General features: G+C 61.4%; 12 protein-coding genes. 1 reads left to right on the forward strand and 11 read right to left on the reverse strand.

The window, feature by feature from the left end; genetic code table 11:
* The 8 genes from AMA01_RS07005 to AMA01_RS07040 all read right to left on the reverse strand — a co-directional run.
* On the reverse strand, positions 1-1,311 hold a 1,311-nt coding region (locus tag AMA01_RS07005), incomplete at its 3' end, for a spore germination protein (protein ID WP_231862861.1).
* 69 nt (positions 1,312-1,380) lie between these two features.
* Complete coding sequence (locus AMA01_RS07010; protein ID WP_230088129.1) at positions 1,381-2,784, reverse strand: FMN-binding glutamate synthase family protein; 1,404 nt, start codon at positions 2,782-2,784, stop codon at positions 1,381-1,383.
* A 99-nt stretch (positions 2,785-2,883) separates the two neighbouring features.
* Complete coding sequence (gene cydC / locus AMA01_RS07015; RefSeq protein WP_231862862.1) at positions 2,884-4,674, reverse strand: thiol reductant ABC exporter subunit CydC; 1,791 nt, start codon at positions 4,672-4,674, stop codon at positions 2,884-2,886.
* Positions 4,674-6,422, reverse strand: coding sequence for a thiol reductant ABC exporter subunit CydD (cydD, locus tag AMA01_RS07020; protein WP_231862868.1), 1,749 nt, complete (start codon positions 6,420-6,422; stop codon positions 4,674-4,676). The genes cydC and cydD overlap by 1 nt, the downstream gene beginning before the upstream one ends.
* A gap of 18 nt (positions 6,423-6,440) precedes the next feature.
* Positions 6,441-7,454 carry a cytochrome d ubiquinol oxidase subunit II gene (gene cydB / locus AMA01_RS07025; protein ID WP_067849420.1) on the reverse strand — a complete coding sequence of 338 codons (1,014 nt, stop codon included), beginning with the start codon at positions 7,452-7,454 and terminating at the stop codon, positions 6,441-6,443.
* A 33-nt stretch (positions 7,455-7,487) separates the two neighbouring features.
* The gene (locus AMA01_RS07030; RefSeq protein WP_067849422.1) at positions 7,488-8,873 is read right to left on the reverse strand and encodes a cytochrome ubiquinol oxidase subunit I; all 1,386 of its coding nucleotides are present in this window, start codon (positions 8,871-8,873) and stop codon (positions 7,488-7,490) included.
* Positions 8,874-9,097: 224 nt separating this feature from the next.
* Positions 9,098-10,717: an MDR family MFS transporter gene (locus AMA01_RS07035; RefSeq protein ID WP_067849424.1), complete on the reverse strand. Its 1,620-nt coding sequence runs from the start codon at positions 10,715-10,717 to the stop codon at positions 9,098-9,100.
* Positions 10,714-11,193 (reverse strand): MarR family winged helix-turn-helix transcriptional regulator, encoded by a 480-nt coding sequence (locus tag AMA01_RS07040; protein ID WP_067849426.1) that lies wholly within the window; start codon positions 11,191-11,193, stop codon positions 10,714-10,716. The genes AMA01_RS07035 and AMA01_RS07040 overlap by 4 nt, the downstream gene beginning before the upstream one ends.
* A 196-nt stretch (positions 11,194-11,389) precedes the next feature.
* Between AMA01_RS07040 and AMA01_RS07045 the strand changes: the two genes are divergently transcribed.
* Positions 11,390-12,067, forward strand: coding sequence for a TIGR00266 family protein (locus AMA01_RS07045; protein ID WP_067849428.1), 678 nt, complete (start codon positions 11,390-11,392; stop codon positions 12,065-12,067).
* Here the strand turns inward: AMA01_RS07045 and AMA01_RS07050 are convergent.
* The 3 genes from AMA01_RS07050 to AMA01_RS07060 are packed head-to-tail and all read right to left on the reverse strand — an operon-like array spanning position 12,036 to position 14,802.
* A complete protein-coding gene (locus AMA01_RS07050; RefSeq protein ID WP_067849430.1) occupies positions 12,036-12,809 on the reverse strand; it encodes an ABC transporter ATP-binding protein in 774 nt (257 codons plus the stop codon). The two genes, AMA01_RS07045 and AMA01_RS07050, sit on opposite strands and share 32 nt — an antisense overlap.
* Positions 12,806-13,822: a FecCD family ABC transporter permease gene (locus AMA01_RS07055; RefSeq protein WP_067849431.1), complete on the reverse strand. Its 1,017-nt coding sequence runs from the start codon at positions 13,820-13,822 to the stop codon at positions 12,806-12,808. Before AMA01_RS07055 ends, AMA01_RS07050 begins: the two co-directional genes overlap by 4 nt.
* On the reverse strand, positions 13,819-14,802 hold the full coding sequence (locus tag AMA01_RS07060) for an ABC transporter substrate-binding protein (protein WP_156468424.1): 984 nt from the start codon (positions 14,800-14,802) through the stop codon (positions 13,819-13,821). The genes AMA01_RS07055 and AMA01_RS07060 overlap by 4 nt, the downstream gene beginning before the upstream one ends.
* Between the last annotated feature and the right edge of the window lie 92 nt (positions 14,803-14,894).

Consider the following 14,894-nt stretch of genomic DNA (forward strand, 5'->3'; position numbering starts at 1 on the left):
AAAAGGCTCAATCAACAAAATCCCCAGAATTGCAACGCCATAAAGTCCAAATACGCCTGCACATAGGACAAACAAAAATTGTAACAACCGTGTCGCCTGCACCATCCCCAAGGCTGGCGCGGTAAAGGAGGCGATACCGGTGGCGGCGACAATAATGATCATGCCTGCGGACACGATCCCGGCGCGCACTGCAGCCTCCCCGATGACCAGGGTGCCCACAATGCTCACAGACTGCCCCACGGCTCTAGGCAGTCTCGTTCCCGCCTCCCTCAGTGCTTCGAACGCGAACATCATGAAAAGCGCTTCAAAGACCGTCGGAAAAGGGATCCCGGCGCGCTGAGAACTGATCTTTTGAACGAGCGGCGTAGGAACCAAGTCTTGGTTATACGTCAACAACGAGACATACACGGCCGGGAGTAGTACCGATGACCAAAACATGATGTGGCGCAAGAGACGAAGAGGCAAGGCGAGCGTGTAATGCATGTAGTAGTCTTCCGGCGACGTGATGAATTGCGCGAATGTCGCGGGGAGCACCATGCACATGGGGGTGCCGTCCACTACAATTGCGACTCTTCCCTGCAGCAGCCCCGACACCACGCGTTCGGGCCGTTCTGTTTCCTCGATGGTTGGAAAAATTGTCCTTGGCGCATCTGCAATCCACTCCCTGACCACATTCATGTCGACCACACCATCAATACACACCTTAGATAATCGCGAGGAGACCTCTTGAATGAGTTGAGGCTTCGTAATACCTTCGACATATAGAAGGGAAACCGTCGTTCTCGTTCGCTCACCGATTGTAAAATCGAGAATCCTGAGGTCTGGTGAACGCAATCTCTTCCGCAATAAGGCGATATTCAGAACGCGGTTCTCCACGAACGCCTCTTGCGGCCCCTGTAACGTCGGTTCGTTTTCCGCTCGATCAACCTGGCGACCTGGCAAAGACTCGACGTCCCAGATGAAAGCTGTTCCGAGTCCGTCTTGAAAGAGAACCGCTTTCCCTCCCAGCACAGCTGTGACCACGTCATCTCGCTTCTCAGTTGCGTTCATCGACATCCATAGTGCCTGCTGCCTCAAGTGCTTCAAGGATGATATGGACTTCTTTGACGCTTCTTCCAAGCGCAAGATCGAGAGTCCCATTTGAATACGCTCTGCAGCCACAAGACCGTCGATCCACACAACGAAGGCGAGGGATCCGTTCCATTCAAACGGCATTCTCTTGAGATCAGGAGCGGAGGCTAAACAAGCCTGGAGCATCAACCAGTTGTCTTCGACCCGCTTCGATAGAAGCCCATCTGCTCTGCCTGTCATCCTGCATCACCAGCGTACCTGGAATGCGATTCTCCCGTAGCGTTCACCAAACTCGATTTCCCTATGCGTCTAGACGAGTGGGCACCCTGTAATCCTCGCAACCTCGGCATCCCACGCAACAAGGTCGCTATGATCCAAGGCGTGAACCGAAGGCTTACCGAGCGCTCGCAAGCCGACGCCTATCTCGTCGGCACACGCCTGAAGAAACTTTGCCAACGACTCTGCCCCGGTGCGGACGTCAAACTTCGCCGAAATCTCCGCATTGGCCCACGCGATCTGAGTCGGAGGTTCGAACGGCAGTGTGCGCGCGAGTTGAGTATGCACGACTGAAAATAGTGCAGCTGTCCCCATGTAAACCGCCGAAGCGCCCAAACAGAGCGCTTTCATAATGTCCCCCGGCGTTCGAATCCCGCCCGAGACAATGAGGTCCACCCTATCTTGGTACCCTCGCTCGCGCAGAAATCGAGCAGCACGACAAAGGGCGGAGAGTGTGGGAATCCCAAAATCGTCAACGAGCACCGCAGGAGACGCATGGGTCCCACCCTGTGCCCCATCGACCACAATCACATCTGCGCCAGCTTTCACAGCCCACTCAATGTCTTGCTCGATGTAGTGACTCGCTGGAATCTTAACCGCAATGGGGGCTCCTCCGCTTATTTTCCTTAATCTTCTGATTAGAGAGCGAAAGGCGAGCATTCGCTCGACTTCGGGATGGCCGGCCGGTATATAGGCCACGTCCGATGCATCGGTCAGCCCCAAGTCTCTGCGGGTAGTTCGATCCAAACCTTTCGCGGACACAAACGTCCCAGAACCGACATTCGCTCCTTGTCCGAAGCGAATTTCAATCATATGTGCTCGTTGGAAAGCCGATTCGCCCCCGCGCCATGGCGCGCGATGGTACTGAACCACCCATTTGTCTGCCCAGTGCGTCCATTCCGCTACGACGGGGCCTTGCCCCACATTGCATGCCGTTCCAGCTTTCGCCGTACCAAGTGCAATCGCTTGGACAATGGGCTTTCGTAAAGCAACACCATATCCCATGGCACTTACGAGAATTGGCATCGACAATTGCAGCGGCCGTTTACAGTGTCGACCGATGGTGACCTGAAGATCCACTGGATCCGTCAACTCAAGAGGGCGGCGGCGAAGAGGGCCCGGCGTGAGGAGCAGTCCGTCAAAATGCGGGAAAGAGCGTCCTGTCCCAATCGGCTTTTCTAACGCTCTTCCGCTTTGCGCGCGCAACTCATTTTCCAACGTCCATTGTAGACCAAATTTTTTAAGCGCCGTGTAACCCTCTAACAGATTGTTCGTATAAGGATCTCGGAATAGAATTTCTGTAAATCTGCGCACCGCCAGTTTGAAGAAAGTCCGCAATAGCCATGGAGATAACAATAGCAGCAGAAGGAAAATGACGCTCAACTCGACCCCAATGACGATGCATACACTTTGGAGAAACTCCACCCTGCTTCCCATACGTGCCTCCTGAACCAGATGGAACGCACCATCACGTGTGGTCTCTCGCGATATGTCTCCTCCCCCCATAGTCTCGACATCTAAACCTAGTCCTACACGTCATACCGACTCGCCAAACACTCCGTTCGTGAGGACACTGGACCCTACTTCTCGTTGAATGCTCCACAACTCGCTGTAGACGCCGCCTCGATAAACAAGCTCGCGATGCGTACCGCGTTCGACGACGCGTCCTTCGTGTAATACGAAGATCTGATCCATGTATTCCATACCCGTAAGCCGGTGGGTGACCCAGACTACGGTCTTGTCTCGCAGCGCGGTAAAAAACGCTTCCATGAACGAGCGTTCCGTTTCGACGTCAAGCGAAGAAGTCGGTTCGTCACAGAGTACGACCTCGGCCCCAGAGAGCACAGCCCGTGCGAGAGAAAGCCGCTGACGCTCACCGCCCGAGAGCGAGTACCCGCGATCATGCAGCACCGTGTCGAGCCCCTTCGGAAGCCGCGAAACGAGATCCTCGAGCTGCGCGATGGAGAGGGCCGTCATGAGTTCCTCGTCCGTAGCATCAGGCCTCGCGAGCAAGAGATTCTGGCGAAGTGTCGTATGGAAGATGTATGTATCCTGCGGCACCGCTGTGACGAGACGTCGAAGCTCAGCCTCCGCCAAGCCGACGAGTGGATGGCCGAACCATCGCACCTCGCCCTCATCGTAGGCGACGAGACCTAGCGCCACGTGGAGCAACGTCGATTTACCGGCCCCGCTGTCCCCAACGATGGCAACCCGGTGACCACGGGGGACCTCGATGTCGACGTCCCTCAGCGCCCACACGTCTCCTCGGCGGCAGGAAAGACCACGCGTCGAGAACGCCGTATGGGTAGAAGCGAGAGCGAGTGGCAAAGTGGCCGACGCCCCTTCGCTCTCCGCTTGTGGACCGACCTCCCCGCTCGACACCGGCGCGAGATCGGCCATCTTCGCAACCGACCGGCTCACCTCAAAAGCATCCGCGAATGCTGGTCCCACAGTGGTCCAAGGTTCCATGGCCGCCATGACCATGAGTGTCACGGCTGCTATCATCGTGCCAGGCAAGTGCGACATGAGATGCAGTTCGATGGCCTCGGCGAGAACGACCGCCACAGTAGCCGTAGCGCCCACATACAACGCTCCATCGAGGATCGCGCGCACGGCGTCGAGGTGAGCAGTCAGCCGCTCCTCCTCCTCTTCCCAACTGTCCAGGCGCGCGAGCATCTCGTCAATCTCGCCATGCGCGAGTAGCTCCTCGATCCCACGGACGAGATCGTCCATCCCGGCTTCGCGCCTCTGGCGAATGGCGAACCTCGAGCTATGCCAGCGATTCGAGATCAACAAGGCCAGTAACGGTGCCCCGATTCCTGCCACGAGAACGCCGAGCGCGAATGTCACCGCGAGGCTCAGATCCATCCGCGCGAGCCATGCACCCACCAGCGCGCTCGAAGCAAGGCCGCTCCCGAGCGGCAAAAGAAGCCTCAGAAGCCCGTTCTGCACTCGTTCCATGTCCGTCAGGATGAGATCCAGGGTCGACACGGTGCGACGGCCAATCAAGGAATCCGGATGGCGCTCTAGATGCGAAAATACGATCGCGCGCAGGCGTGCCGTCAGACGAAGGACGGTGTCGTGCGAAATCAGGCGCTCGAGATAACGAAACGCCGCCCGACTGGTGCCGAAAAACCGCACGCCCACAATGGGCACCCACAGCATCAGAATCGTCGACGGTTTGAGCGCCGCGGCGGAAATCAGGTAGCCCGCCGTCGCCATCATCGCCGCAGCGGCCACGAACGTGGCGGAGGAAAGCCCAGTGCTACCCGCCACACGGCCGACGACTGGACGCACAAATCCCCACATCCAGCGCACGCGTCTCATCAGGCAAGCACCTCCTCGCCACGGTAACGGCTCACCATAGCGTGAAAATAGCCATGCGCACGCAGAAGTTCCTCCGGTCTGCCCTGTTCGACGAGCCGACCGCCGTCGAGGACGAGGACGCGATTGGCCGCGAGTGCCACGCTCAGTCGATGCGCGACAACGATGGAAGTGCGCTGCCGTAACCAAGGAATCAGATGCCCCTCAAGCGCGCGCTCGGTGGCGAGATCGAGCGATCTCGTCGGCTCATCGAGCAGCGCCACGGCCGGCCTCCGGAGGACCAGGCGCGCCAGGGCCAGCCGCTGCCGCTCGCCGCCCGAAAGCTGCACCCGCTCGCCGTCGATCTCCGTATCCATGCCGCCAGGCAGCCGCTCGACGACCTGGTCGAGCCCCGACATCCACAGCGCCTCCCGAATCTCCTCGTCGGATCGCGGCTCTTTCCACGTGACGTTATCGCGCAACGTCGCGTGGAACCACGTTGGCTCCTGCGCGACGAGGCCCAGATGACGGCGAAACGCGCCAAGATCAATCTCGTCGAGCGGCACGCCGCCGACCAGCACCTCGCCTGACTCCGGCCGGATGAAGCCGAGCAGCACGGCGAGGAGCGTGCTCTTACCCGCGCCGCTCGGCCCGACGACGGCGACCAACTCGCGCGGCCCAATGCGGAACGAGACGTCCTGAAGCGCGGGCTTCGTGGCGCCGGGATAGCGGACGGTGACGTGACGAAACTCGATGGCGACGCCCTGCGGGCTCACGAGCGACGTCCGGCCTCCGTCGCGTAGCGGCATGGAAGATATCGGCGTCTCGAGCACCTCCCGGTGCCGCTCAAGCATCGCCACGCCGTCCCGCGCCGCGTGATACTGGGCACCCGCCGTGCGAATCGGCAGGTAATATTCCGGCGCGAGCAGGAGCAGCACGAGGGCCACGCCGAAGTCCATGCGGCCGTTCAACAAGCGGATGCCCAGCGAGACGGCCACGAGGCCGATGCTCACCATGGTGAAAAGCTCCGTCACGAGCGAGGACAGAAACGCGAGCCGGAGCACCTTCATGGTCGTTCGCCGATAGTCGTCCGCCACGCGCTCGATGATGTCCACCTGCGCCCGGCTGCGCCCAAACACCTTCAGCGTCCAGAGCCCGCGCACCACGTCGAGGAAGTGGCCCCCGAGGCGTTCGAGGGCCTCAAACCGCCTGTCGGTGGCTTTCTGCGCCGCCTGCCCCACGAGGACAAGCAGCAGCACCATGAAGGGCACCGTCCCCGCAAGAATGACGGCCGTCAACCGATCCTCGACCGCAGCAAACGCGAGGATGGCGATCGGCACCGCCGCGGACGCAGCCGCTTGCGGAAGATAGCTCGCGAGATACGCGTCCATTCCGTCGATCCCGTCCGTGAGCCACGTCCGCCATGCTCCGGCCGGATGGCGGCGTACCTCCACCGGCCCAAGCGCAGCCATCTGCTCGACCATCTCGCGCCGAATGCGCCGTTTGACATGCGAGGCGAAGCGCTGGGACAGCCACTTGGCGACTGCCATCAGGACCGCTCTCGCCGCGATCACGGCGAAAAACGCGATGAGCGCGGCGAACCACGCATGTGCCCCGTCCGCACGCGGGAATACAGAACTCACAGCCCGCGACAGGTACCACGCCTGCGGCAGGACCAAGAGCCCGGCGAGCGCGGATGCGGCGGATGCGAGCAGGAACGTACGTCGTTCCTGGCGCGTCGCGACAGGCAGGTGACGAGTGACGGAACGCATGGGCTTCACCTTCGTTCCTCAGTATTCGAGCGGGTGATCGCTCGACAACCGCTTCCGGAACACCCAGTAACTCCATCCCTGGTACAGGAGAACGAACGGCACCACCGTCAGCGCGACGATGGTCATCACCTTCAGCGAATACGGATTCGATGCCGTGTTATAAATCGTCAGGCTCCACGCCGGATTCAGCGAGCTGACCATCACCCGCGGGAACAGGTCCATGAAGACCGTGATGGTCGAAAGAACGATGGTCAGCCCCGTCATGAAGAACGCCCAACCGTCGCGCTTCGCGCGAATGAAGAACTGGACCGAGAACAGCGCCAAACCGGCCAGGACAGGCACGACCCCCGGGTCAATGCCCCGGCGCGTGAACATATCCGTCTCGAGATAGCTCAGCACGACGAACAGGAAGGTGAGCGCCGTCGCCCACGCGCCGATGGCCGTGGCCGCCGCTCGAGCTCTCTCCTGCAGCACGCCGGACGTTCTAAGCGAGATGAAGAGCGCCCCGTGCAGGACGAAGAGAAGCGTCATGCTCACCCCGCCCATGACGGAGTACAGGCTGATGAGATCCCAGAACGATCCGACGTAATTCTTGTTCTGATCAATCGGAACGCCGTGCATCATGTTGGCGAGGGCAATGCCCCAGAGGAGCGGTGGCAACAGGCTGCCGCCGAAGATGACCCAGTCCCAGAACGTCCGCCAAGCCGGGTTCTCCACCTTGCTGCGAAACTCGAAGGCGACACCTCGCCCGATGAGCGCCACCAGCAGCAGAAAGAGCGCCATGTAAAATCCGCTGAACAGCGTGGCATACCAGCCCGGAAAGGCGGCGAACATCGCTCCGCCAGCCGTGATGAACCACACCTCGTTGGCATCCCAGAACGGCCCGATGGTGTTGATGAGCAGCCTGCGTTCCCCATCCGTCTTGCCGAGAAACGGAACCAGGATGCCCACGCCGTAGTCGAAGCCCTCGAGGAAAAAGAAGCCGATGAACAACACGGCGATGATCGCAAACCAGAACGATTCAAGTGTCATCTCGCGTACCTCCTAAGGCTCGTCGCACGCCCATCAAAGCGCCACTGGCGAAAGCGACTCGGATTCATCGCCGTGATCGTCTTCCACTGGCCCCTGTCGCACGACGCGCGCGATGAGGAACAGGTCCACCACGGCAAGAAGACCGTAGAGCACCGTGAAAACAATGAGGGTCGTGAGCACCTCGCCCGCGGACACGGTCGGTGACACCCCGTCTCGCGTCAGCTGCAGGCCGTACACCACCCACGGCTGTCGCCCCATTTCGGTCATGATCCAGCCCATGCTGTTCGCGATGAAGGGCAAGGACGTGGCCCAGAGCATCCACTTCAGGTAGCGCCTGCTAGGAACCAATCGATTGCGAATGATCCGCCACACGCCCCACGCGGAGGCGAGGAACATCAGAGCACCCGCGAAGACCATGATGCGGAAGCTCCAGAAGATCACCGGGACGTCGGGAATGTAATTGCCCGCGCCATATCTCGCCTGCATCTGTTGCTGGAGTTCGAGGATGCCGGGCACACTGCCGTACAACCGGTTGTAAGAGAGCACGCTGAGGAGGTATGGAATCTGAATCATCCACGTGTTCTTGTGCGCGCCAGCGTGGATGATGGCGAACAGCGTCCACGGAGCCGGGCTGCCACTGGTCTGCCAAAGCGCCTCCGAAGCCGCCAGCTTCATCGGCTGGGACACGAGGAGATACTGCGCCTGCTCGTGCCCGACGACCATCACGAGAAAGCTCGCGGCCACGGCCACGATGGATGCAATCGCGAAGCTCGGCTGGAACACCTCGATGTGGCGCTTGCGCAACAGTTGATACGCGCTGATGCCCATGACGACGAACGCGCCGGTCACGAGTGCTCCTAGAAACACGTGCGGAAATTCGTACCACAACTGCGGGTTGGTCAGGAGCGCGCCGAAGCTCGACATTTCGGCATGACCGTCTTTGAGCGTGTAGCCCACCGGGTGCTGCATGAAGGCATTCGCGGTCAGGATCCAGAACGCCGAGAGCGTGGTCCCGATGGCCACCAGCCAGATGGACGCCACGTGCATGCGCTTCGAGAGCTTATCCCATCCAAACATCCAGACGCCGAGAAACGTAGATTCGAGGAAAAATGCGAGCAGCGACTCAATCGCCAGCGGCGCGCCAAACACGTCGCCCACAAAGCGGGAATAATTCGCCCAGTTCATGCCGAACTGGAACTCCTGCAAAATGCCCGTCACCACGCCCACCGCGAAGTTGATGAGAAAGATCTTCCCCCAGAACTGCGCCATCTGCTTGTAACGATCGTCCTTTTTGGCGACGTACAAGGTCTCCATGATGGCAATCAGGTACACGAGACCGATGGTCACCGGTACAAAGAAGAAGTGATACACCGTGGTGATGCCAAACTGCCACCGCGCCAACGCGACTTCACTCGGCATGAGCTCTCCCCCTTCCATACTCGTGATCACAAGTGATACTTGGAGCGCTCCTTACACTTGGATCGTATCACCATATACTTCGAAAAAAATGCACTCTATGTGTAGGTTTTTGAACAAACCGCGGCACGAGCTTGAACAGTTTGTAACGACCGCACAGGCAGCCGACAAAAAAGCCGCTCCAGGGCTTCTCGTGAGCCCTTGTGAGCGGCTGTATCCGACGCGGCTCAGCCCGCGTGTTCCTCGTTCTCCTCAGCGCGAAAATATTCTTCACCCTTGAGCTTCACCTCAGGCAGGAAGAACGTACCGATGAACGTGAGCGCGGAAAAGATCAAGCCCACCAAGAACAGCTTTTGGATTCCGTACGTCAAGGACAACTTCACTGCCTGCATCAGCTGGTGATAGAGCGCCTGCCCCGCAGGGCCAAGTCGGTCGAATTCCGATGCGATGGCCTTCTGCGCCTGAGAGGTGAGCAGCGCCTGCGGGTTCAGCGAACCGAGTTTTCCCTTCACCGCTGAGAGCGCCGGAGGAAGGGACGCGCTCAGCTTGTTCGAAAAGGCGTGATTCAGCACGGTTCCAAACACCGGCGAAGCAACGACGCCGCCGAGCGAACTCACGAACTGCTGGCTCGCGTTTACCGTCCCCATCACGCGATACGGAAATGCGTTTTGCACCGCCATGTTCATGAGCGGCATCAAGGCGCCAATGCCAAGGCCCAGCACAACCATGTCCACCATGATGGTCGGCCACGACGTGTGCACGTCAATCCGGTTCAACAAGATGGAACCCACCACGATCACGGCGCCCGACAGCCAAGCCACATGGCGGTACCGCCCCGTCTTGGACATCACCTGTCCAGAAACCATGCTCCCAACCATGAAACCGCCCATCATCGGCGTCATGATCCAACCGCTGTTCTGCGCGTTGAGTCCGATCACGCCCTGGACGAAGATGGGCAGGTACATCAGACTTCCGAACATCGCCATTCCCACGAGCAACTGCAGCACGAGCGACGTGGTGAAGATGCGGTTGCGGAACAGCCACGGCGCGACAAGCGGATCCGGCGCCCGCATCTCCCAGAACACGAACACCACCAGCACCACCACGCCGCCTGCCAACATGCCGAGGATTTCAGAGGAGCCCCACGCGTACTTGCTTCCTGCCCACGTGAGTGCGAGCAGGATGGGCACAAGGCCGACGGTGAGAAGCGCCGCGCCCTGCCAGTCCACCTTGACCTGATCCTTCGTCCGAACCCTGGGCAGTGCGAATACGACGCCGACGATGGCCACGATCACGAACGGCAGGTTCACGTAAAACACCCAGCGCCACGACCAGTCGTCCGTGATGAAACCGCCAATGGCCGGCCCTACAATGCTCGAAAGCCCAAACACGGCCATCATCACGCCCATCCAGCGGGCGCGCTCCTTCGGGGAAAAGATGTCCCCGACCGTCGCCCGCGGCATGCTCATCATGGCTCCCGCGCCCACGCCCTGCACCGCGCGCGCCCAGACGAGTTCCATCATGCTGTGCGCCTGGCCCGAGATGGCGGATCCGACGCCGAACATCACGAGGCCGAACAAATAGAACGGCTTGCGCCCAAACACATCCGACAGCTTACCGTAGATAGGTACTGTGATGGACGACGTGATCATGTAGGCGGTGAACACCCACGTGTACAAATTCAAACCGTGCAAGTCGCTGATCACCGTCGGCATCGCCGTCGACACCACGGTCTGATCCAGCGACGAGAAGAACATTGTCACGAGCACGGTGGCAAACGCCCACCACTTGCGGGCGCCGGTGATTTGATTGGTACTCTGCACCTCGTACGCGGCGCTCAATGTCATACCTCCTGTCGGGGAATCTCCTCCCCATCCCACTCCGTTCGAAGGTGTTTCGCTGCCGTGACCATCGTTTCCAGGGCTGAAACGCACTGTTCAAACGCCCCGGGCTCGATGCGCGACACCATCTGCCGCATCATCTCGAACCACGCCCGCTCCACCTCGGCGAGCTTGGCGCGCCCGGCCTGCGTGAGCTCGATCACGACGACGCGCCTGTCCTCTTCATCCCGCAGCCGCGACACGTAACCATGATGCTCGAGGCGATCGATCATCACCGTGATGGCGCTCGGCGTCACCTCCAGCCGCTCCGCGAGCTGCGACACCTTGAGCCGCCCTTCGCGCCGAATCATCTGCATGGTGAAATACTGGCCCGCGGTGAGGCCCGTGTGCAGCCGATTCAGCAGGTGTGGTCCAAACTCCTGCGCCAGCACGCCGAGCGACTGTGCAAACCGCTGGGTCAGCGCGTCCATGTCCCCTTGCATCCGCCATCCTCCTGATGCGCAATCGTTCACGTCGCCAAATCTTTATAACGAGCTAATCTTTCTATCGTTTAACATTTACATTGTATAAATGTCCTGCGCGGGCGTCAAGTCGACAACATCCGACCCATACCGCTCGCCGCTTGTGGTACGATCACCCCAACTGTACAGGCGTTTCGTCGCGAAGAGGAGGAGTGGAATGGAATACCGCATTGAGGGCTCGACCATGCAGACGCTCGAAATTCGACTGGAACCGGGAGAAAGCGTGTTTTCGGAGGCGGGGTGCCTGCTTTCGATGACGCCAGGCACGTACATGGAGACGCGGGCGCCGGGCGGCCTCGCAGGCATGTTTCGGCGGGCGCTGAGCGGCAACAGCGTATTTCTCACCTACTATCGCGCCGCGCGAGGCGAATCCGTGGTGCAGTTCACCACGCGCATGCCTGGGCACATCCTCGCGCTGCCGCTGCGCCAATACGGACGCGTGATCGCAGAGCGGCACAGCTTTCTCTGCGCGGAGTCGACGGTGGACTACGGCGTGGAGGTCACGCTCAACATCGGCCGCTTTCTCGGCGGCAACGGCCTGGCGCTGACCCACCTGGCAGGCGACGGGATGGCGTTTCTGTCCATTGACGGCGAGATCGTCGAGCGCGATCTCGCCCGGGGCGAGAGCCTGCTCGTTCATCCAGGCCACATCGCGGCGTTCACAGACGGGATCGACTACCGAGTCCAGCTCATGCAGGGCGTCGCCAACATGTTGTTTTCGGGAGACGGGCTGTTCCTGGTGCAACTGACGGGGCCGGGGCGCGTGTGGCTCCACTCGGTTACCGTGCACAACCTGGTCCACATCATTCAGGAGTACTGGGGATCGCCGCGCTGACGCTGAGGCGCAGGGCTCCCGTGTGCGGATCGCGAAACGGGCGCGCATCCACGCGAAAGACGGCGCGCAGAAGCTCAGGCGTAAACACCTCGTCGGGCAATCCGTCGGCGACCAACCGGCCGCGGTGCAGGCAGACCGTGCGCTGACAGTGAGCGAGAGCGAGTTCCAGATGGTGCAGGGCGATGATGATCAGGCGGCCTTCCCCGGCGAGGGCGCGCAGCCTGGCCAGGATGTCGAGCTGATAGTGGATGTCGAGGCTCGCGATGGGCTCGTCGAGGAGCAAAATCGGCGCCTCCTGGGCCAGGCAGCGTGCAATGGCCGCCCGCTGTCGCTCGCCCCCGGAAAGATTCGCGAGCGGCGTGTCTTGGTACCCCATGAGCCCCATCACGGCGAGCGCGTCGTCCACCGCGGCCGCGTCCGCCCTGCCAAGCACACCGCTCGGCGCGTGGCTGTATCGCCCCATCTCGACAAACTCGCGCACGGTAAAGGGGATGTCGTCTGCGACAAACTGCGGAAGATACGCGACGCGGCAAGCGCGCCAGCGGGGTTCTCGCGCGTGGATGGGCTCGCCCATGACCTGAACCGTGCCGCCCGTCGGGCGAAGCACGCCTGCCATCGCGCGCAGGAGCGTGGTCTTGCCTGCGCCGTTCGGGCCCACCAGGCCCACCATCTCGCCCGGGGCAAATTCGGCGCAAATGTCCTTCAGAATGGGATGGTAGTGGAGATGGTGGATCTCGATCATAGGCCCGCGTCCCTTCCACGCCGCTGTCGGTACAACAGATAGAGAAAAAAGGGCACGCCGAGGCACGACGTCACGATGCCGACGTTCAATTCCGCGGGCTGAACCGCGGTCCGGCCGACGAGATCGGACAGCGTGAGCAGCACCGCGCCGCCCATGGCGGATGCGGCGAGGAGCGGGCGGTGATTCGGGCCCATGAGGCGCCTCAGGATATGCGGCACAATGAGGCCAACAAACGAGATGACGCCCGTCGTGCTCACGGCCACCGCCACGATGAGCGCGGCCACGGCAAGGGATACGCGCTTGATGCGCTCCACGTCCACGCCCACCGCCTCCGCGTGCTCCTCTCCCGTCGTGAGAATGTCGTACGCAAAGGCGAGGCGCAAAAAGACGGGCATGGCCAGCGCGTTGACGGCCGCAAGCGTCGCGGCTTCCGTCCAGTTGGATCCGTCCAGGCCGCCGAACAGCCAGAACATCATCTGCTGCATCTCCTCGAGTGGGGACAGGTCGAGGATGGCCGTGATGATGGCGCTGCAGAGCGAGCTCAGGGCGACGCCCGCGAGAAGCAGCCGGTACATATCGGTGCGCCGCGCGCTCGTCGCCAGCCGGTAGATGATGGCAGCCACCGCCAGGCCAAAAGCGAAGGCCAAGGCGGGCGTGGCCACTTGGGTGCGCGCGGCAAACCCCGTCGAGACGGCGATCACGGCCCCGAGCGCGCCGCCGCTCGACACGCCGATGACGCCCGGGTCCGCCATGGGGTTGCGCAGAATGGCCTGGAGCACGGCCCCTGAGAGCGCGAGCGCGGATCCCGCCAACACGGCCACGACGAGCCGAGGCCAGCGAATGGCCCCCACGACCACCGCGTCAAGGCCGCGATGGCCAGCGAAGTACGCCCACGTGTCGGCCGGGATGTGCCAAAAAGGGATGATCACGGGCCCGATGCCGATCTCAAGCGCCGCCGAGGCGAGGAGCGCGAAGGCAAGCGCTCCAAAGGCCCAGGCGCGGCGCCTGGTCATGCCATCACCTTCGGCGACTTCAGGTGTGCTGTGGGATGCAGCACCTTCGCGACGTCGTACACGGCCCGCACGACGTACTGCGACACCGAGGAGATATCGGCGCTGTTGATGGCGTACAGGTGATGCTCGCGCACCGCGGTGACCGACTGGAGCGCCGGATCGGAGGCGAGTTTCTTCAGGAAGGCGGCGTCGTCGGACGAGTCGATGATCACGTCCGGGTTCCACTTGACAATCTGCTCGTCCGTGATCTTCTGCCACCCGTTCAAGATGTGCGCCACGTTCACGCCGCCCGCGTCGCGGATGATGTCGTCGACGGTCGTGTCGCGCCCGGCCGTATAGCCGTACGAGCCGTAGTCGAGGACGGTCGGCCGCGGTTGGCCCTGAACCGCGCCTTCGATTTGTGCGATGTCTTGCTTCATGTTGGCGACGACCGCATTGGCCTTGGCGGGCTCGCCGACGAGGCGGCCGACGGTCAGGATGTTCCGCTCGATGTCGGCGATGGCGTTGAAGTCATTCAGGCTGAACGCATACATGGGTACGCCGGCCTGGTGAAGCTGATCGAGCACGGTCTTCGTGACGTAGCCCGCTTCCAGGACGAGATCGGGATGGACGGCCAGCGCCTGCTCCGGATCGTCACCGCTCCAGGCGCGAATGCCCTTGACCTGGGCGACCACATTCGAGTACTCGGGATTGGACGCCATGGTCGTCACGAGCGCAATGCGAGATCTGGGGACGAGGGATACGAGGATCTCGTCCGTGCCCTCCGAACCGGACACAATGTGCATCGGCTGGTGTTTCAGGGTGACGGTGTTCCCCATGTCGTCCTTCACGGTCATGGGATACGAGATGGCAGACGCTGCGCTCGAATTCGTAGTGAGGCTGTTTTGCGTGGCCTGCGGCGTGCCACAACCGGAGACGGTGGCGCCGAGCGCAAGCGCCACAGCCAGCGCGGTTCCTTGGAACAACGGACGTTTCAACACGTGTGGACCCCCCAATCTGTGCGTGGAGCGGTCCCATTCGAAGAAATGGCGGACGTAAATGCCCGCGCGCGTGCACGCGCCTTTCCTCGAAG

The sequence above is a fragment of the Alicyclobacillus mali NBRC 102425 genome (assembly GCF_001570745.1).
Taxonomy (GTDB): domain Bacteria; phylum Bacillota; class Bacilli; order Alicyclobacillales; family Alicyclobacillaceae; genus Alicyclobacillus; species Alicyclobacillus mali.